The organism is Gimesia sp., assembly GCF_048262075.1.
Classification (GTDB): Bacteria; Planctomycetota; Planctomycetia; order Planctomycetales; family Planctomycetaceae; genus Gimesia.
The window spans coordinates 34832-54968 of record NZ_JBLXFK010000009.1 but is presented as its reverse complement, the minus strand read 5'-3'; the positions used below and the strand labels follow the sequence as shown (position 1 = coordinate 54968).

Here is a 20137-nt window from a genome sequence, read left to right as displayed (position 1 = left end):
CAGAGGTCCTGCCACTCGATTTGAGGTCGTCCCGATGTTGACCTGCCTGCGTCTGATTCCATTTTCCCTGCTGGGGGCCAGTTTGTTCTGGCTGACATCAGGGTCTGTCTGCGCAAAACCACCTACACTGATTGAGATGAAAACCAGGGACACGGTGTTCGTGGGTAAATCGATTGCGCACAATGCAGATCTCTGCTGGATGATGGATCAGTCAGGGAAGTTGTCGGAAGTCTCTCTGAAGAAAGTCACGTCCTTTCGTAGAGTCGCCTCCGAATTTCAAAAACTTCCCTTAAATAAAATGAAGTTGCAGCTCCAGAACGAATTCGGCCCGTTATATGAAATTATCTCGACTCGACATTACCTGATCTGCGCCCCGCGCGGGAAAGCCAAAGCGTATGGCGGTGTTTTTGAAGATCTCTATGAATCGTTCTCGCACTATTTTTCCTTACGTGGTTATCAAGTCAAGGCACCTGAATTTCTAATGGTCGCAGTCATCTTTCCTGACCAGGCTCAATTCTTCGACTATTGCAAAAAGGATGGGGTGCGTGCCGGCCAGGGTTTGCTGGGGTATTATCACCCGCATACCAATCGAACAGCTCTGTTTGATCAGAGTGCTGCGACTGCGTTACAGGATCCTGATCCGGCTCAGGTGCAAACGCAGTTGAGCTATTCGCGGGTTTCCGCTAACGGTGAAAACATGGCAGAAGCCTTGCGGGATACGATGATTCACGAAGCCACCCATCAGGTTGCCTTCAATACGGGACTGCATACCCGGATTGGTGAGAATCCCCGCTGGGTGGTTGAGGGTCTGGCAACGACGTTTGAATCAGATGAGCTGCGGTCTCATACGGGCGGCAGCATCCGGGCTCTCTCCAGAGTCAACCGGAGTCGACTGATCTGGTTTGTGAATTATTCACGCACCCGCCGAGAGAAAGAGTCACTGCGAACATTTATCCGGGATGATTCCCTGTTTCGTTCATCGACTCTGGATGCCTATGCCGAAGCCTGGGCACTGACGTTTTTTCTGGTGGAGACTCAGCCTGCACGTTATGCCCGCTATCTGAAATCGATCTCAGCACGCGACCCTTTGCAGGAATACTCTGCCGATGCCAGGGAACAGGACTTCAAGAAAGCATTTAAGACTAATATCAGGACGCTTGAAGTAGATTATCTGCGGTTCGTGGATCAGCTGACTGCAGAACTGGTTCAGCAGAATTAAGCTGCCCGTGTCGCGACTTCCTCTTCCATTGCGGCGACAACAAGAGCGCCACGGGTAATTGTAGATGGTTCATCCGGAACCAGATTGATTTCGTTTTGATTGAACGGAATTTTGTGATTTACCAGATTCTGACTGAGCAGTTCGTTGAAACCGGCTGTCTGCGCGAGGTCACCCAGGCAGGCAACAGGCAATAGTTCCAGTGTGGCAATGTAGGTTTGGATTGCCTCCAGCTGAGTCGTAAATTCATCCAGCAGGCTGTCCAGCAGCGATTCATACCACGATGTGACTACAGAGTGATGCGACAGATAGGGACTCAAGCTGGTTTGCGGACTGAGCCGTTTTGCTTTTGCCCGTTTTGAGTCGGTCCGCTGTTTCCCCTCAGAGTCGTTCTGGAACATTTTCCACGAGTGGGCCAGTTGTTCGTCCATCCACTCACTTCCAAATGGTACTGAATGTCGCGCGACCACTCGACTCTGATGGACTAATCCAATTTCGGAATGCGAATGTCCCAGGTAGATTACGTATCCGGAAAAGCGAGTTGCTGCAGGAAATGCTGCGAGTGCCGCTGCCAGCGTGATCGTAGTGGCAAACGGAGTGAATCCCTGCAGTGCAATTAGTTGAGAAGTCAGCTTGTTAAGTGGTGACTGCGGGTCAATGCCTGGTCCGATGAAAGCACAATATTCCCCACTGTGTCTGGCCTTGGGGAGTATGGACTGAATCAAAGTAGAAAGCAACTGACGGTGGACCGGATCATTCAATACCAGTTCACCATTCGCAAACAGCGGATAGAGAGGTACATTTGAAAAACGTGAAATCTGTGCGGCATTTCCGCCGGGGATAATCAATGTTTCCTCGGAATTGAGAAACGGGACACCAATTTTATGCAGCATCGACCGATTTTCAATGTTGTCTTCCAGGATCGTATACAACGCTTCGATGGAACGTCGTGTCAGTTTATGACTCGAATCATTCTGTAATGTCCGGAGACAGGTTGAGTCGATCTGCAATGCGCTGCTCATTTAGGTAATACTCCCTGTACTGCTTGCAGCACACGGTCAAGAATCCCGGAATGCCTTTTCTTCTCAGAATGTCCCAGTCGTGTTGTGTCTGTTGGTGGCTTCTTTTCTTTACCAGACTGTGAGGAGTCCTGATGTGAGCGGTCAAAGCGGAAAGAAGGTGGTTTCAGTTTCTTTTCCGGTGGTTTCTCAGGTGCAACAACCGTTCCTGTGCTCGAAAATTCCTGTTGATCTGGCGTCTTCGTATTACGGTTGGACTTCAGATTGAAGTGAGGTCCTTTCAATGTCGGCTCTTCTTTATCGACTCGCAGGGAGCGTGACTGATGTCGTCCGTATATGAATGCCTGAGTTGGTATTTGAGGTGTTTCATCAATTACGGGAATCTGATTTTCGAGAATCTGTTCCAGTAATGATTTTTCCGGAAGCGGAGGCAGCTCCTCCCAGTGAGTAATGATCGCGCTGTTATTGTCGCGTTCAGACTGTTCGAGCGGAGTGCTTACCTTATGCGTTCGGGGTTCCCTGTGCAGGTATTTCCAGAGTAACACCGCAATGCCAGCGAGTAAAATATAAGCGGTTCCCGGGGGCCAGGACGATGATTCAGATAACTCGTCTGTCTCTTCAAATTTTGATAAGCCTTCATCGAAACGGCTCTCGTTTGATTCCACAGGAGGTGCCGGAGCTGCTGTCAGATTCAGGTCCGGAACTGAAGAGGAATCAGCCAGCAGTTGGGTATTCTCATCAGTTTTATCATTCGCAACAGTAGAATTTAAATCTTCTGATCGGGAATTCACGGGATGGGGAACCTCAGCTATACTGGCGGCAGTCTGTTGCAGCATTGGTCCTCTAAGCAGCGGTGGATTTGTTTCTACTTTCAGGGAAGAATCTTCAGATGGCAGGGAGGTTTCTTCCGGATGCGTCACCTTCTGTAATTCAGGAGTCTGTTCTTCGACAGCAGCAGCCGCTTTCCCTAACATTCCAGGCGCTGACGTTTCTCGGAATGGATTTGAATTCGTACCATTGTCACGGCGCAATCGACGAGCAGCTGGCAGGGAGTGTGGAACCATGGACAGATTTAATACCTGTGGAGAATTTAAGACGATCACTGTTCCCGAGTCGAATTTGGAAGTCAGTTTTCTCAACTTGAAGTCGGAATTTCCCCGGCTGCGATAGGGGGGAATGACTTTGATGGACTCTGCCAGGTTCGCATATTGCTCCAGAGGTTGTCGTAGACATTTCAGGATGCCGGCCAGGTCGGCAATTTCCGGGCGTACCCCAAATACAACAGGACGATCTAAAAGATTGAGGATGGCAATCTGAACTAACTCAGAGTTCTGGGGCTGCTGCAATTGCGCATTCTGAGCGGGTGTGCTGAACGAGACATTCATGACGTTCGCTGGTGATTTCAATGCAATCAGAACATCACCATGCATGAGTGGAAAGTCGACATCAGTGTTAAAGAACAGGTCCTGACTGCTGCGACCACCTCGAATTACTCGGATGACACCAGATGAATCAGATGTCAGGCCGCCCGCTCCAGTGACAACCTGGTTGAGTTGCAGTTCCTGATTTGAAAGTTCGTAGGCGGCACAACGATTGAATTCACCCAACAATCCGACAACAGCAGATTCCCTGACCTGTACTTGCGGTAAGCCAATTTCACGAACAACCGTTTGCGCACGAGCATCCTGAAATGTTCCTGTGAACAGAAACACCATCAGCAACCTGATACCAATTTGGCGCCAGCAATCCATCCGGCCTACCTTATGACTATTTATATAGAAAAGAGAAAATATGAGTGGAGGAGAGGAAACCGTATAATCATTAAAATCGGCAGATTCTAACATCCAACATGATTCAATCTGCCGGTTTTTTATAAATAAGGAATGATTCCAAGCGATAGAAATAAATATCAGTAAGTGTTTATCTCAATATGACTTGAGTAAGTATGCCTTATAAGGAGGGAACTCTTCGCTATCTCGAAATGCAATTCATTTCGAGTGTGGTATTGATTCCAAGTGAATTACGATGTTGCTAGGATAAGCAGGTATGTGCTTGCTGAGTGTATTGTCCCGATACGGTGCGATGCACCTTGTGTTTGAGGTAACTCCGATCCGGTCAGAGTTCTCTATCTGAAGAAGCAGGAAATCTTGTGAACGTAACTAGTTTGACTGTTGAGAATTATCTGAAGGCCATTTTGCAGATCAGTCTGCAGTCTGGTTCAGAATGGATCAGTACGGGTGAATTAGCAAGATACATGAATGTGGCTCCGGGCACGGTCACCAGTATGCTGAAAACTCTGAAACAGTCTAAACTTGTCGAGTATCGTCCGTATGAAGGGGCAAGTCTAACTGACGCAGGTAAACAGTCTGCTATTCGAGTTTTACGTCGGCATCGACTGATTGAACTGTTCCTGTTTCAGACGTTAAAACTCACCTGGGATCAGATCCACGCAGAAGCCGAAAATATGGAACATGCGGTGAGTGATTTCCTGGTGGACCATATTGATGAGTACCTGGGATTTCCTGAGACCGATCCGCATGGTGACCCAATCCCTTCGATTGATGGTCAAATGCGGCGAGCCTATCCCAATCTGACCACGCTGGCTGCCTGTTCAACCGGAGTCAGTCTGCGGATCGTGCAGGTGACCGATCAGGAACCTGAATTTTTACGGTTTCTCTCCCGCACCGGTCTGGAGATCGGTTCAGAGGGACGGGTTCTAGAAAAAAATATCGAAGCCGGAATTGTTATTTCAGAATGGAGTGGCCAGCAGATCTCCATGGGGATTCATGTCGCTGAGAACATGAAGGTCGTTCCCATTCCCAATAATTAGTACCTCGTATTAAAGGTGCTGTCATTGAATCTGTGTGAAATGCGTTTCACCTGTCGTGCTGAAGAAAGAGAAGAAATTGAGTCATCTTATTTATGAAAATCCGTTGATTAGTCGTTATGCGTCACAAGAAATGAGCCAGATCTGGTCTGCGCAGAAGAAACATTCTACCTGGCGAAGACTATGGGTGGCGCTGGCAGAATCGCAGCATGAAATGGGACTGCCTGTCACAGCCGCTCAAGTCGATTCATTAAGATCAGCCGTCGATGATATCGATTTTGAAGTGGCTGCCAGAGAAGAAAAAAAACGTCGTCATGATGTGATGGCACACGTACATACTTATGGGGAACGTTGTCCGGATGCGTTGGCAATCATTCACCTGGGGGCGACCAGTTGCTTTGTCACTGATAACAGCGAATTAATTATGATTCGCGAGAGCCTGGAACAGGTACGCAGACGACTTGTTTCGGTCATTGATCAACTGGCGAAATTTGCTCAAGAGAATCGGGATTTACCCTGTCTGGGATTCACTCACCTGCAACCTGCTCAGCCAACGACTGTGGGGAAACGCGCCACTCTCTGGTGTTATGATCTGATTCTGGATCTCGAAGAAATCGAATACCGACTGGAAAAACTACGTTTCCGTGGGGTGAAAGGGACGACAGGAACCCAGGCGACCTTTCTGCAGCTGTTTCAAGGTGATCATGCCAAGGTCGACGAGTTGGATCGACGTGTCACGGAGAAAATGGGTTTTGCGGAACGTTATGCTGTCACTGGTCAGACTTATTCGCGAAAAGTGGATGCTCAGGTTCTGTCAGCTTTGAGTGGCATTGGCCAGTCGGCTCATAAAGCCGGGAATGATGTTCGCATCCTTCAGAACCGCAAGGAACTGGAAGAGCCGTTTGAGAAACATCAGATCGGTTCCTCGGCCATGGCTTACAAACGTAATCCAATGCGATCTGAGCGAATGTGTTCGCTGGCCCGGTTTGCCATCAGCCTGACTGCGAATGCAGAAGATACTGCCGCTACACAATGGATGGAACGAACACTGGATGATAGTGCCAACCGTCGGCTGTCTCTGCCACAATCATTCCTGGCAATCGATGCGGTGCTGATTTTATACCGCAACATTGTGGATGGCATGGTGGTATATCCAAAAGTCATTGAAAAACATTTGAATGAGGAATTGCCTTTCATGGCGACCGAAGAATTTCTGATGGCGGGTGTGGAAGCGGGCGGCGATCGTCAGGAACTGCACGAACTGATTCGCGTGCACAGCCAGGCGGCGGGAGCAGAAGTCAAAGTGCATGGTGGCCAGAATGATCTGATCGAACGCCTGCAGAAAGATCCTGCTTTCAAAGACTGTGATTTGAACAGTGCACTCGATGCCCGAAAATACATTGGTCGGGCGCCGGAGCAGGTAGATGCGTTTATTGCAGAAATCATCGAGCCGGTCAGGCAGAAATATCAGGATGATCTGCAACTGACTGTCGAAGACCTGAAAGTGTAACTGCTTTCGCCTGTACCAATTCCTGAGACAGCAGAAAAGAAAACGCCCCGATAAAAATTCGGGGCGTTTCTCAGGGACTTACAGTGCCATGCTACGTCAGTATTTGATCGATGACGTGCGCTTCTTCCACACCCGTGAGCCTGGTATCCAAGCCCTGAAATTCAACGCTGAATTGCTGGTGATTAATTCCCAGCAAATGTAGCATCGTCGCGTGCAGATCACGTACGTGTACAATGTTCTCTACTGAATTATAGCCCAGTTCATCGGTTTCGCCATAGCTAATTCCCCCTTTTATTCCTCCTCCGGCCATCCACATGGAAAAGCCTTTAATATGGTGATCACGGCCTGCGCCTCCTTTACCCTGAAACATGGGGGTTCTGCCAAATTCCCCTCCCCAGATCACGAGGGTTTCATCGAGCATTCCCCGTTGCTTGAGGTCATTAATTAACGCCCAGGTCGGTTTATCGGTTAATCCACAGCAGGTATTCATATAGCGAACCAAGTCTCCATGATGGTCCCAGCCACGGTGATAAAGGTGAATAAATCGGGAACCCCGCTCCGCCAGACGCCGAGCCAGCAGGCAGTTATTGGCATAGCTGCCCGAACCGGGTTCAGCACCATACATTTCCAGCGTCTGTCTGGTTTCCCCGGAGAGATCCATCAGTTCGGGAACAGAGGTCTGCATCTTAAAGGCCATTTCATAGGCGGCGATTCTGGTCTCAATTTCCGGATTGGTAACACGTTCATTTCGATAGCGGTCCAGTTTCTGGACGGTTTCAATTAATTGCTTTTGTTGAGCATTACTGATGCCTGCCGGGTTCTTGAGGTAGTTAACTGGATCGCCGGTCGAGTTGAACTGGACGCCCTGATAGCGGCTGGGAAGGAACCCTGTGCCCCATTGCCTTGATGCGATCGGCTGTGGATTCCGTCCACCGACACTGGTGAGTACCACGAAGCCGGGCAGCTCTTCTGTTTCACTTCCCAGACCATATGTAATCCAGGACCCCATTGATGGACGCCCGCTGATAGCGGTTCCCGTATTAAGAAAAGTATGCGCAGGGTCATGGTTGATTTGCTCGGTTACCATCGAACGGATGATACAGATGTCGTCAGCGATCTTGGCTGTCCAAGGCAGAAAATCACTGATCTCCTGCCCGTTGCGTCCATACTTGCGAAACTTGGTTAAAGGGCCCTGGCATTTGAGTTCTTTCCCCTGTAGCTGTGCGATCGGTTGGCCTTTGGTAAAACTTTCGGGGAACGGTTTTCCATCCATTTGTGCCAGTTTGGGTTTATAGTCGAAGGTCTCCAGATGTGTGGGACCGCCGGCCATACAGAGAAAAATGACCCGCTTTGCTTTAGGAGCAAAATGTGGCAAACCCGGGATGCCATCCATCGCAGTTTGATTTTTCGCTGCGGACAGTTTGTCATCCTTCAGCAGGTTTCCCAGCGCAGTGGCTCCCAGTCCGACGCCGGTATTATTCAGGAAGGCACGACGGTTCAAACCGGTTTGAATTTGATTCCAGTTCAGCATATTCTCAGTTCCTCGTCCCCACTTCATTCAGATTTAACAGTGCCCGCGCAACTTCCGTCCAGGCAGCCAGTTCGACCGCGTTCAGCGATGAACTCGTCTTTGCCAGTCCGGTGTGAGTTAATGAATCTGCGGACTTGGGTTTCGCCGAAAATGCAGTTCGATTGGAATTCAATAAAGTCAGCAGAACCTCACGCTCTATTTTCTCCGGTTGGCGAGAAGTTGCTTTTGAAAAGGCGAATTTAATTTTGGCTGAATCTGATGTTCCGCCATTTCGGATTACATCTTCAGCGAATTTTCGAGATGCTTCTACAAAAGTCGGATCGTTGAGTAGCGTCATTGCCGCAATCGGTGTATTGGAACGGGGGCGTTGAGCCGTACATTCTTCACGGCTGGGAGCATCAAATGCTTTGAGCATCGGATGCAGGAATTGCCGCTGCCAATGCACATACAGGCCGCGTCTCCATTGACTTTCATCTGTGTCTGCAATGTATTTTCGCTTGGGGAAATTCAGATGACGGTAGTATCCCTCGGGTTGATAAGGTTTTACACTGGGACCGCCAATCTCTTTCACCAGTAACCCGCTTACTGCCAGGGCATTATCGCGAATCATTTCTGCAGGCAGCCGAAAACGGGCCTGTCGATTGAGCCAGTGATTAAAGGGATCTTTCGTCCGTTGTTTGGTCGATTCAATCGAGGACTGACGATAGGCACGACTCATGACGATAAACTTGACCATCTGCTTCGTGTTCCATTGGTCATCCAGGAATTTGATCGACAGCTGATCGAGCAGTTCGGGATAATGCGGGGGACCACCCTGTCCGCCGAAATCATCCAGTACAGGAGCAATACCACGGCCGAAATAGAGATACCAGAGGCGGTTTACCATAACCCGCGCCATGAGAGGTCCGTAGCCTTGTTGGCTGGAGAGCCAGTCAGCCAGATCCAGCCGGGTCAGTCGGTCCTGCTTACTATTCAAGGGCCCTAAAAACTCCGGAATGGCAGGCTGTACAACGGGGCCCGTCTCATCCAGCCAGTTGCCGCGGGGGAGAACCCGAATTTCACGGGGCTTAATGGAAACAGTGATCATTGTTTTTGTCGTACTTCGATCAATGGCAGCGCGCGACTTCTTCAGCTTTTCCAGTTCCTGTTTAAGTTGTTTAATTTCCTGTTTCTGTTCCGCAGTCTTTAGTTCCGCCTCTGTTATTTTGATACTCGATTCAAGTTGAGCGATCTGATTTTTTTCCCGGTCTGTATAGAGAAAGATTTCCGGTTCCCTGATGGTGGGGATGCGGTCCGCGCCCCGTCTCAAGTGCTGGTCTTCATCGATATCCGCAAAAAACGCCACCATTGAGTAGAAGTCTTTGATGGTATAAGGATCGTACTTGTGATCGTGACACTGGCAACAACCCATGGTGGCGCCCATGAAAACGCCGGAAAAGTTACGTATTCGATCGGCAGCATAGATTGCCAGATATTCCTTGCGCTGGACTCCCCCTTCATGGGACGTCTGAAGTACGCGGTTGTATCCGGATGCAATTTTTTGCTGGAGGGTTGGCTCTGGTAATAAATCACCTGCCAGTTGTTCTCTCACGAATTGATCATAAGGGAGATTTTGATTGAAGGCATTGATGACATAATCCCGGTAGGGAGAGATGTGGTGATCCTGATCTCCGTGGTAACCCACCGTATCGGCAAAGCGGACCAGATCCAGCCAGTAAATCGCCATGCGCTCTCCATAATGTGGAGAGGCCAGTAAACCGTCGACTAGTTTTTCATAAGCCTGGGGGCCTGAATCTTCGACGAAACGTTTTACATCAGCTGGCGTGGGGGGCAGCCCCGTCAAATCGAAACTGAGTCGGCGGATGAGCGTGATTTTATCTGCTTCTTTGGCTGGTTTCAGATTTTTTGATTCCAGTCGTGACAGGATAAAGTGATCAATCCAGTTAACGGGCCAACTCTGATCTTTGCTGGTCGGAGTTTTTACTGGTTTGGGTTTTACATAAGCCCAGTGTTGAGACCAGGGAGCGCCTTCTGAAATCCATTGTCTGATCAGGTTGATTTCAGCAGGTTTCAACTTTTTCCCGGAATCGCTCGGTGGCATGACCAGGTCCGGATCTTTACTGGAAACCCGCTCGAAAAGTTCGCTATGACTGGGTTGACCAGGATGAATCATCGCTGGTTCTTCTGTGGATTTGAGCCCCTGTTCCATGTCTAGCCGCAGATCTGCTTCGCGATGAGTGGCATCAGGACCATGGCAGTGAAAACAGTTCCGGGAGAGGATCGGTCTGATATCCCGGTTGAAATCTACTTTCGCTGCAACCGCTTCGAGTGGAATGACCAGGCTCAAAATAGCAAAGCAGCAGATTCCCAGTGATCGCAGTATTACCCAAGGCATGGAAAGTCGCCCTCAGTTGAGGACACGCATGAAAGGCTGGAGGAGATGGGGTTCTACCCGAAATTCCTGGCACATCAAACGTGTTGAAAACTGTTTGGTGATACCGGTCCGTAACGCTTGGTGTTAACGGTAGCTGAACTCCCAAAGTTCAGCAGGCAGGCTCATTACTGCTAAAATCTTAGCAGGTGTATAGAGCAGATGCAAGAACTTCCGATTCGGCTCGAAATCGAAAATAAGGCATTGGTAACTTGACATTGTCGGTCTGTCTGACGAACTTCAAAGGCGGGAATGTGTCACAGTATTTGTGAAACGTTCTTCTTTCAAACTCCAGTTTCAGGTAATCAGAATGCAAGCCCCGACTTATCAAGAGATCCAGGATGCCCTGCCCCGTGTTCACAGTATTTTACCCCCGACCCCGCTGATTGAATGGCCCGGATTGAGCCGACTGACCGGAGCCCAGCTTTTCCTGAAACATGAGAATCACCAGCCTGTAGGTGCGTTCAAAGTGCGTGGCGGCATCAATCTGGTGAGTACACTTCCAGAGGAAGAACGGCAGGCTGGCATCATGGGATGCTCAACAGGCAACCATGGGCAGTCACTGGCATTCGCGGCGCGGAAGTATGGAGTGAAGTGTACGATCGTGGTTCCCCGGCATAATAATCCGGACAAAGTCGAAGCGATTCGTATGCTGGGGGCAGAGATCATTGAAGCGGGTGAAGATTTCAATGAAGCCAAGCAGTACCTCGAAGAGCATCTGGTTGATGGCAAGCGGCGCTATGTCCATTCTGCCAATGAACCGAAGCTGATTGCCGGCGTGGGAACACAGGGGATCGAAATATTCGATACGCTTCCCAATCCGGATGTGATACTGGTCCCCGTGGGGATGGGGAGCGGTGTTTGTGGAACAGGAATAGTAGCCCGGTCTATCCGCCCTCAAACCGAGGTGATCGGCGTGCAGGCTGAAAATGCACCCGCGAATCAACTTTCCTGGAAAGCGGGGATGATGCAGACCACGCCGACCGCATCGACCTGGGCAGAAGGAGTTGCGACACGCGCGGGCGCTGAATTGACGCAGGGAATTATGCAGTCAGTATTAGATGACTTTCTATTAGTCAGCGAAGATGACATGCGAATTGCCGCTTACCACATTTTAAAACAGACGCATAATCTGGCAGAAGGAGCGGGGGCGGCGGCGCTGGCTGCGGTTTTGAAATATCCGACTCGCTTTGCAGGTAAGAAAGTGGTTGCTGTACTGAGTGGCGGTAATTTAAATCTTGCCGAGTTACCCGAAATATTGCGCATCGGTTCACAGCAGTCATCTATCCAGAGCAAAATGCAATAAACCTTAGCGTCTCCCAATCTAATACACCCGGTAAAATTTGCGTGGAGACGCTATAGTAAAACAGGACACAGTCTAGAATCGTTATAATCAGCATACAGAAAAAATAAAGCTCATTTATTTAGTCACGCACTCTCAATACAAAACTGCGTTGGATTGGAATTCCCTCCCGGTAATTGTTACCGTAAATGTCGAACTGGAACGTTTCAGTTATCTGTTCCGAGCTTGATCCTGCAAGATAAATCCGTTGAGGGAACTATGAGATTTCAAGATCGTGTGGTGATTGTCACCGGCGGCAGTAAAGGCATCGGTGAAGGCTGCTCTCGCGTGTTCTGTGCTGAGGGGGGCCATGTGGCAATCCTTGCACGAGGGATACAGGCCGGACAGGATCTGGCACGTGAACTCAATGAAACCGGCCCCGGCAAAGCAATCTTCGTGCAATGCGATGTCGGTGAGCATGAGCAGATTCGATCGGCAGTTGATCTGGTTGTGGAACAGTTCGGCAGACTGGATTGCATCATTAATAATGCCGGCGTACATCCCCCTGCAATGTCTCTGGAAGAGACCAGCATTGAGGAAATGGAACAGTTGATGAGAGTCAACTTCCTGAGCACGTTTGCCGGTGCGAAATATGCCCTGCCGCATCTGCGTAAGACCAAAGGGACGATCATTAATATGTCGTCGATGACTGCTGTTCTGGGACAGCATCATTCGACTGCTTATTGTTCAACCAAAGGAGCGCAGGTCAGTTTTACCAAGTCCCTCGCGATCGAACTGGGAGAAGCCGGAGTGCGCGTGAATGCGATCCTGCCAAGTAATATCGATACTCCCCTCATGCGTGACTGGGCGGCAACTTTACCTGACGCTGAGAATGCTTTGAAAACGGTTGCCGATCTGCAGGTCTTCAAACGCATGGGAACGATCGAAGAGATGGGAAAACTGGCGTTGTTTCTTGCCACTGAAGATTCCAGTTTTCTGACAGGGCAGGCCATCGAAGCCGAAGGGGGCGCCAGCCTCGATTACTGAGGCTTCAGCCTGACAGTTGCAGAATCAACTTTCTTAATTCGACAATTTATTCAAACATAAATATAAAACGGGAGAACGTTATGACAGGTTTACATAAAGCGTTTCGGATTCTGGTAATCACTGTTTTTCTGGGAACCGCTTATCACACCTATGGAAATCTGGTGGAAGAATACAAAAATGGTCTGATCTGGAAAGAGCCCGAAGTCGTACAGACACCTCCCCATCAACCCCCTTCCGATGCGATCGTTCTGTTTGACGGAAAAAATCTCGACAAGTGGAAAGACGGCGATCAGTGGAAAATCAAAGACGGGTATGCGATTACCACTAATAAAAATATCGAAACCAAACAGTCATTCGGGGACTGCCAGTTGCATATCGAATGGGCGACTCCTGAGAAGGTGGAAGGGAAAGGTCAGGGACGCGGCAATAGTGGTGTCTTTCTGATGGGCAAGTATGAAGTTCAGATTCTGGACTCTTACGAAAATAAAACGTACTTCGACGGACAGGCCGGTTCGATCTACAAACAGTATCCACCCCTGGTGAATGCCTGCCGTAAGCCGGGTGAATGGCAGGCTTATGACATTATTTTCACTGCACCTCGCTTTAACGTATATGGACAGCTGGTAAAGTCCGCATTTGTAACAGTAATTCAGAATGGTGTGGTCGTACAGAACCATACCGAATTGCAGGGAGCGACCTATTATCATCAGCCCCCTTTCTATACGGCTCATGAAGAAAAGCTGCCGATTCAACTCCAGTTTCACAGAAACGATACTCAGTTTCGAAACATCTGGGTACGTGAACTCTCTGAAATCCAGCCAATTGGTTGTGTCTGCCCTGAATAAGTTTCAGGATCTGAATTCGTGTCTGGTTTCTGTTTGCTGCAATTGAGTAACTGACTTTGAGAGAAGGACCTGAGGCATGGCAGTTTTTCTAGGCGTTGATGTTGGGACCAGTGGAACAAAAACACTGGCGATGCAGGAAGATGGTACTATTCTATCTTCTGCGACCATTGAGTATCCCCTGTATAGCCCGCAGCCCGGCTGGTCGGAACAGGATCCGGAAGACTGGTGGCAGGCCACGATCAAAAGTATTCGTAAGGTCTTGAAAACAGGAAAAATCAAACCAGCCGATGTCAAAGGCATTGGATTGAGCGGGCAGATGCATGGTAGTGTGTTTCTCAATAAAAAACACGAAGTCATTCGTCCCGCTCTACTCTGGAACGATCAGCGGACAGCCGCGGAGTGTGCCGAGATCGAACAACGGGCCGGCGGACGAAAAAAGCTGATAGGCCTGGTTGCCAATCCGGCTTTGACCGGTTTCACGGCTCCCAAGATTCTCTGGCTGCGAAATCATGAACCAAAGAATTTTGACAAAACGGTTCAGGTCCTCTTACCTAAAGATTACATTCGTTTTCGCCTGACCGGTGAATTCGCCACGGAAGTCAGCGATGCCTCTGGGACATTATTGCTGAATGTCAAGCAGCGAAAATGGAGCCGTCCCCTGTTGAGTAAACTGGAGCTGGACGAATCACTTTTGCCGGAAGTTTATGAGTCAGAGGATGTCAGCGGGCATTTGACTGCGGAGTCGGCACGTCTGCTGGGACTGTCTGCCGGGGTGGCTGTTGTCGGGGGAGGCGGCGATCAGGCTGCGGGGGCAATTGGAAACGGGATTGTGAAAAAAGGAGTGATTTCTGCCACCATGGGGACCAGTGGTGTGGTGTTTGCCCACAGTGATGAAGTTCAGATTGACCCCGAGGGCCGCGTACATACCTTCTGCCATGCCGTTCGCGATAAATGGCATGTAATGGGAGTGGTCCTGTCCGCGGGTGGGAGCCTGCAGTGGTATCGCAATCAACTGTGTGAGCAGCAGGTCGCTGCAGCCAGAAAGCAGAAAGTAGATCCCTATCAGCTGATTACCGCCCAGGCAGCCGAGGCGCCGGCGGGCAGCGAAGGATTGTTCTTTTTGCCCTATCTAACGGGAGAACGAACACCGCATGCAGACCCCTATGCCCGGGCAGCCTGGATTGGTCTGAGTTTAAGGCACGGCCGATCTCACCTGAGTCGTGCGGTGATCGAAGGTGCCACTTATGCCATGCGCGATTCCCTGGAAATTATTAAGGAGCTGAATATTCCTGTCAAAGAGATCCGTCTTTCTGGCGGTGGAGCCCGGAGTCCGTTCTGGCGTCAGGTTCAGGCTGATATCTACGGACAAAAAGTCGTGACCATCAACGCCGAAGAGGGCCCAGCATACGGAGTTGCGTTACTTGCTGCTGCAGGGACCGGTGCCTACAAAGATGTCGTAGAAGCCTGTTCTGCAACGATTCGGGTTGTGGAAAGTACCAGCGTCAATTCAAAAGACAAAAAAGTCTACAATCGGTCTTTTCCCTTGTATCAAAAGCTTTACTCTTCTTTAAAGCCTGATTTTCAGCAGATATGTGGCCTGCTGGATGAGCGTTAAATTCCCTCCGGGGCCAAAATTGAGTCATGGATACAATATTCCACTATTATAATTGAGAGTCGACCGGGAGTGAAACAATTTTTCTGATGTCAATTGTGTAACTGGGGGTAAACAGTTAATTTAAACGGGGTAAGAATGCATGCATTTTGCGGTGTCAGGCTCATTGTATTGAGTAATCCTGTTGAACCGGAAAGAGTTGATCGAAGTCTGAAACACGGGATGCCGAAATAAATTCAGTATGTGTCCGCTGATTCAGATCATTTCAAATTTGGATATTGTGGTAGAAAAATAAACCCATAGCCGCTATTCTACTCTGCCTGCCCGAAGACAATCTCATACAAATCGAGTATAATCTTGACCTTCCAGCAGTGTTGAATTGATCAACCATGCTGAAAACGGGCATTCGTTTGCCAGCCGGGCTATGTAGTGTGTTGATAAAAAGCAGGACAGTCTCCCCAGATGACTAAACCCCAGGAAAAGAAGAGTGGATCAACTCAAGGCCCTTTTTGTGTCTGGTCTGGTGTCGGATTCACAAATTTTGTCAAACTGATGAGGCTCCGTCCAACAATCCGGTGGTCTGGACTGGGACGGTTGATTTCATCCGGCATCTTGAGTGTATCCAATTCTTTCTTTGGCATCCTGGAGAATTTGATCTTCAGTCGCAAAGTCAATCAGACGCAGTTGGAGCCTCCCGTCTTTATTATTGGCCATTGGCGCAGCGGGACAACATTGCTGCATAATCTGATGTCCAAAGACGATCAGTTCATTTATCCAAATATGGGAGCTATGCTGTTTCCCTCGCACTTCCTTCTGACGGAGCGGGTTCTTAAGCACGTTGTCAAACATCTGCTGCCAAAGCAGCGGCCCATGGATAATATGCCAGTGACCTGGGATCTGCCTCAGGAAGATGAAACGTCTATCATGCTGCTGCATTTGATGTCCCCTTACCTGGCCACAACCTTCAGCGATCAGCCGGAAGTCTATGACCGTTACTATGAACTGGATCAACTGACTCCCCGGGAAACTTCGATCTGGAAAAAAACATTTTTGTATTTCATGAAGAAGCTGACATACAAAGCGGGTGCCAAAAAACACGTGCTGCTGAAGTCACCCACACATACTTTTCGGATTCCATTCCTTCTGGAAATGTTCCCCGATGCGCGGTTTATTTATATCTATCGGGATCCCTACAAAGTATATAATTCGACACTGCATCTGCGGAAAACCATGTTTGGGGATAACGGTTTTGCTCCATTGGACATGGAGAAACTGGAAGAGGACATGTCGAATATTTATGTGAATCACTTGAATGTTTATGAACGTGATCGACAAATTGTACCCGAAGGCCAGTTGCATGAAGTCCGGTTTGAAGATCTGGAAGAAGACCCGGTAGGTGAGCTCAGAAAAGTTTATGAGCGTCTGAATCTCTCGGGCTTTGAAGGGCTCGAACAGAATATGAAGCCGTATTTGAAGGATCAGAAATCCTACAAGAAAAACAAATACGAAATGGATGCCGCCCAGGAGAAGAAAATCTACGAACGCTGGCAGAAAGCGTTCGAGATGTTCGGATATGAAAGACTTCCTTCGGAAGCCCTGGTGCAGAAAGCACGTGTGGCTTCCTGAGCTACCCGCTCATAGAGAGTATCAATTCTCTTGTTCGGGCTTGGAATCCTCGTCCGCTGACTTCTGATGGTTCTTACGCAGTTCCAAAAGCTGTTTTTCCAGCAGTCGCTGTTGATCGTGAACTCGTGAAATCAGGTGTGTTGATCGAATGCGGGAGGCACTCATGTCCCCAATCGCACAGAGAATCACCCAGAGTGCGATCAGCAGGATCCCTCCCCAGTACGCTGCGAATAGCCCGGGATAAGTTTTCCAAGGCATATAAGGCGAATCACCGATCACAATCAGAAACCCGATCACAATCAGCAGGCTCGAGGTTTGCATCCGTCGCCGATATTGTTTTGAGTAAAACCGGTGATCATCATCGCTGAGCTCATCATCATGCTGACGATGGAACCAGGACGTACGATGCAATTGAATCAGTCCTGCTCCGAATAGCACAAGAAGTGTACCAACGATTATGCCTGGGATCGTATCTGTCACTATTACTGCGTCCTTGAGTGATGGTGGGGGGAGTCCCTTAGTCTGCTGAAATGTTAACATTTCAATCTTCCAGTCCTCTCGTTTTCAGTCTAACAAATTCAGTTTCAGATGAAACGTGTCTGATGGAATTTATTTTGCAGACGGAATAAGAGGCAGGAACAGAGCGGTTTCTTTCCATTTTCAGAAATCCCTCATTTCAGGGAATACTGAAATGAATGGACGGGAATGGTGTTTTTTCTCAACACTCAACTATCGCCGGTACTAATGCTCTTCATCTGAGTTGGCTGAAATCACGGGAGGCAGGGATCGGAACAGGATGGTGAAATAAATGCCTACCAGCAGAATACCGGGAATCCACCAGTACAAAGTGGTGGTCAGTTTTTCCGGTCCAGGTGAGGTATTATAGATTGTGAGATGAAAATCGGGGTTTAATCCGGGCAGAAGATTGGGATAGATTGCGGCAGTTCCAGTGAAAATGATGAGGTAAATGAACAGTCCTGAACTCAAAAATGCCAGCATGTTTTTATTTTTCCAGCGTAGATATCCCGAGGCGAGTAGAGCCAAAACCGCCGTCACTGGCAGAATCATTTTCCAGGGAGTCTCCGAAAAACTTGTCCGGGCGAGGGGTTGTACATACCAGCTGGCCAGGAAAACGATCAAGGTCAGGCCAAAAGATCCAAGCCAGAGCCAGACAGCTGCCTCGCGCGCGTGTTGCTGAACTCTTCCGTCCGTTTTCGCTGTAAGCCAGAGCGCACCGTGATGCAGGAGAAATGTTGCGGAGGTTACACCACTCAGGATTGTGTACCAGTCCAGAATTCCCGTTTGCGGACCAATACGAAAATTCGTCCATAGGGGTTCAAAGAAAGAACCATTCGTATCCAAGGGGACACCTCGATAAATATTTGCCATGGCGGCCCCTAAAATGACGATCAGTAATCCGCTGGCAACAAACAGCATCAGATTCCAAAAATGAATCCAGAGAGAATCGGAGAGATAGTGTGGTAGTTCAATACTGATCGCCCTGAAGATCAACAGCCAGACAACCATGGTCAGTGGCAGATAAAATCCGCTGAACATGGCGCTGAGAAAGCCGGGAAACGCCATCATCATCGTGCCACCCGCGGCAATCAGCCAGACTTCATTTCCGTCCCAGACTGGGGCGATCGACTGGATGATCTGTTTCTGCTCCGAGCGATCGCGGGCGATCAACAAATGCAGAACACCCACTCCCAGGTCAAATCCATCCAGGACGATATATGTCGCAATCATCAAAACCAGCAGGATCAACCAGACTGTTTCCATACTAAACTGCTCCTCTTTCGGTCACTGTTTCTGATTGATTAATGAGCTCGGGCCCCTGGCCAATGATTCGTATTGCCAGAAAGAAATAAAGAACCGACAGTAACAGATAAAGTCCCATAAACCCGAGGAGGGTAAACATGACATTTCCCTGCGAAATATTATTCGATGCGCCATCAGCAGTCTTCATCAGACCATAGATTAACCAGGGCTGACGTCCGATTTCAGTTGTAAACCAGCCTGCAGTATTTGCAATAAACGGGAATGGCAGAGAAAGCATCAACAGCCAGAGAATGAAGCGATTGGTGTGTAGTTTTCTTTTCCAGACAAGCAGCAGACTGATTCCCATTAATGCGATAAACAGCGTACCCAGTCCCGCCATGATGTGATAGGAAAAATACAACAGTTCAATGTTGTCAGGCCAGAGGTCACGATCGTATTCGGTTAACCCTTTTACCTCTGCATTCCAGCTGGCGTGGGTTAGAAACGAGAGTGCTTTGGGAATGATGATCGGGTTATCGATTTTCATTTCCTGGAGATTGGGCTGTCCAAGGATGATCAGGCCGGCACCATCCTCCGTATGAAAGTGACCTTCCATCGCTGCAAATTTGACAGGCTGATGCTGCTGAACCTGTTTGGCTTCCCAGTCACCGGTCGGCATGGCAGCGATCATGCTGGCGGGAAATCCGACCAGCACCGCAACCGTCAAATACCGACGGGATACTTCCTGATGCTGCTGTTTCAGAAGATGAAAGGCGGCAATCGATGCCATCGTGAAACTACCGGTAATGACGGCTCCTGTCATGGTATGCAGATATTGCTTGAGCGCCCAGGGATTGCTGAGTAAAGCCCAGATACTGGTCAGCTGGTACACGCCATCCTCTCCGATTCGATAACCTACCGGATATTGCAGGAATGCGTTCGTGCAAATGATGAAGTAGCCACTGAGCCATGTGCCTGCCAGCAACAGAAAGGAAACCAGGCAATGCATACGTTTCCCCATTTTCTTTTCTCCAAAAATGAGGAGATAAAGAAAAGTTGATTCGAGGAAAAAAGCAAAGATTCCTTCCATCGCCAGGGTTTGCCCCAGGATCGAACCAGTCTTTTTTACAAGTTGCGCCCAGTTGGTCCCAAATTGAAACTCAAGTGGAATGCCTGTGACGACTCCCATGAGAAACGTGAGACCAAAAATTTTTAACCAGAACCTGGCTGCAACGTCGGCCCAGGTATGTCCTCTTAATCCCATACATTTGAGGATGAAAATTAAGAGAGCCAGGCCCATTGTTAACTGGGGAAACAGATAGTGGAATGAGACCGTAAAAGCAAACTGTACGCGATGTAGCAGTAGTGAATCAATCATGCATCGGATTCCATTCTGAAGCGGGTGTTTAAAGTTGAATCAGGCAATGCAC

15 protein-coding genes are annotated in these 20137 nt (G+C 49.0%); 8 read left to right on the top strand and 7 right to left on the bottom strand.

The window, feature by feature from the left end:
* The first annotated feature begins 34 nt into the window (after positions 1 to 34).
* Positions 35 to 1219: a DUF1570 domain-containing protein gene (locus ACN0YH_RS17675; protein WP_417380909.1), complete on the top strand. Its 1185-nt coding sequence runs from the start codon at positions 35 to 37 to the stop codon at positions 1217 to 1219.
* Here ACN0YH_RS17675 and ACN0YH_RS17670 read toward each other — a convergent pair.
* Together ACN0YH_RS17670 and ACN0YH_RS17665 are read right to left on the bottom strand one after the other, a co-directional pair.
* A complete protein-coding gene (locus tag ACN0YH_RS17670; protein ID WP_417380908.1) occupies positions 1216 to 2238 on the bottom strand; it encodes a hypothetical protein in 1023 nt (340 codons plus the stop codon). The two genes, ACN0YH_RS17675 and ACN0YH_RS17670, sit on opposite strands and share 4 nt — an antisense overlap.
* Positions 2235 to 3986: a hypothetical protein gene (locus ACN0YH_RS17665; protein WP_417380907.1), complete on the bottom strand. Its 1752-nt coding sequence runs from the start codon at positions 3984 to 3986 to the stop codon at positions 2235 to 2237. The genes ACN0YH_RS17670 and ACN0YH_RS17665 overlap by 4 nt, the downstream gene beginning before the upstream one ends.
* Positions 3987 to 4384: 398 nt before the next feature.
* Here ACN0YH_RS17665 and ACN0YH_RS17660 point away from each other — a divergent pair, with 398 nt between their 5' ends.
* Both ACN0YH_RS17660 and purB read left to right on the top strand, forming a co-directional pair.
* Positions 4385 to 5065, top strand: coding sequence for a metal-dependent transcriptional regulator (locus ACN0YH_RS17660; protein ID WP_417380906.1), 681 nt, complete (start codon positions 4385 to 4387; stop codon positions 5063 to 5065).
* A gap of 76 nt (positions 5066 to 5141) precedes the next feature.
* A complete protein-coding gene (gene purB, locus ACN0YH_RS17655; protein WP_417380905.1) occupies positions 5142 to 6572 on the top strand; it encodes an adenylosuccinate lyase in 1431 nt (476 codons plus the stop codon).
* Between the two features lie 91 nt (positions 6573 to 6663).
* Here purB and ACN0YH_RS17650 read toward each other — a convergent pair whose 3' ends face one another.
* Together ACN0YH_RS17650 and ACN0YH_RS17645 are read right to left on the bottom strand one after the other, a co-directional pair.
* A complete protein-coding gene (locus ACN0YH_RS17650; RefSeq protein WP_417380904.1) occupies positions 6664 to 8103 on the bottom strand; it encodes a DUF1501 domain-containing protein in 1440 nt (479 codons plus the stop codon).
* Between the two features lie 4 nt (positions 8104 to 8107).
* Positions 8108 to 10498: a DUF1553 domain-containing protein gene (locus ACN0YH_RS17645; protein WP_417380903.1), complete on the bottom strand. Its 2391-nt coding sequence runs from the start codon at positions 10496 to 10498 to the stop codon at positions 8108 to 8110.
* 346 nt (positions 10499 to 10844) lie between these two features.
* On the opposite strand from ACN0YH_RS17645, the gene ACN0YH_RS17640 reads away from it, so the two are divergent.
* The 5 genes from ACN0YH_RS17640 to ACN0YH_RS17620 all read left to right on the top strand — a co-directional run bounded on the left by ACN0YH_RS17640 (position 10845) and on the right by ACN0YH_RS17620 (position 16946).
* The gene (locus tag ACN0YH_RS17640) at positions 10845 to 11840 is read left to right on the top strand and encodes a threonine ammonia-lyase (protein WP_417380902.1); all 996 of its coding nucleotides are present in this window, start codon (positions 10845 to 10847) and stop codon (positions 11838 to 11840) included.
* Between the two features lie 255 nt (positions 11841 to 12095).
* Positions 12096 to 12863 (top strand): glucose 1-dehydrogenase, encoded by a 768-nt coding sequence (locus ACN0YH_RS17635; protein WP_417380901.1) that lies wholly within the window; start codon positions 12096 to 12098, stop codon positions 12861 to 12863.
* An 80-nt stretch (positions 12864 to 12943) separates the two neighbouring features.
* Positions 12944 to 13708: a 3-keto-disaccharide hydrolase gene (locus ACN0YH_RS17630; RefSeq protein ID WP_417380900.1), complete on the top strand. Its 765-nt coding sequence runs from the start codon at positions 12944 to 12946 to the stop codon at positions 13706 to 13708.
* A 76-nt stretch (positions 13709 to 13784) separates the two neighbouring features.
* Positions 13785 to 15323: a xylulokinase gene (gene xylB, locus ACN0YH_RS17625; RefSeq protein WP_417380899.1), complete on the top strand. Its 1539-nt coding sequence runs from the start codon at positions 13785 to 13787 to the stop codon at positions 15321 to 15323.
* A gap of 459 nt (positions 15324 to 15782) precedes the next feature.
* Complete coding sequence (locus tag ACN0YH_RS17620) at positions 15783 to 16946, top strand: sulfotransferase family protein (RefSeq protein WP_417380898.1); 1164 nt, start codon at positions 15783 to 15785, stop codon at positions 16944 to 16946.
* 21 nt (positions 16947 to 16967) lie between these two features.
* On the opposite strand, the gene ACN0YH_RS17615 is transcribed toward ACN0YH_RS17620, so the two are convergent.
* The 3 genes from ACN0YH_RS17615 to ACN0YH_RS17605 form a co-directional block, all read right to left on the bottom strand.
* The gene (locus ACN0YH_RS17615; protein WP_417380897.1) at positions 16968 to 17486 is read right to left on the bottom strand and encodes a hypothetical protein; all 519 of its coding nucleotides are present in this window, start codon (positions 17484 to 17486) and stop codon (positions 16968 to 16970) included.
* Between the two features lie 201 nt (positions 17487 to 17687).
* Complete coding sequence (gene cydB / locus ACN0YH_RS17610) at positions 17688 to 18728, bottom strand: cytochrome d ubiquinol oxidase subunit II (RefSeq protein ID WP_417380896.1); 1041 nt, start codon at positions 18726 to 18728, stop codon at positions 17688 to 17690.
* 1 nt (position 18729) lies between these two features.
* Positions 18730 to 20085, bottom strand: a complete 1356-nt coding sequence (locus ACN0YH_RS17605; RefSeq protein ID WP_417380895.1) for a cytochrome ubiquinol oxidase subunit I — start codon at positions 20083 to 20085, stop codon at positions 18730 to 18732.
* Between the last annotated feature and the right edge of the window lie 52 nt (positions 20086 to 20137).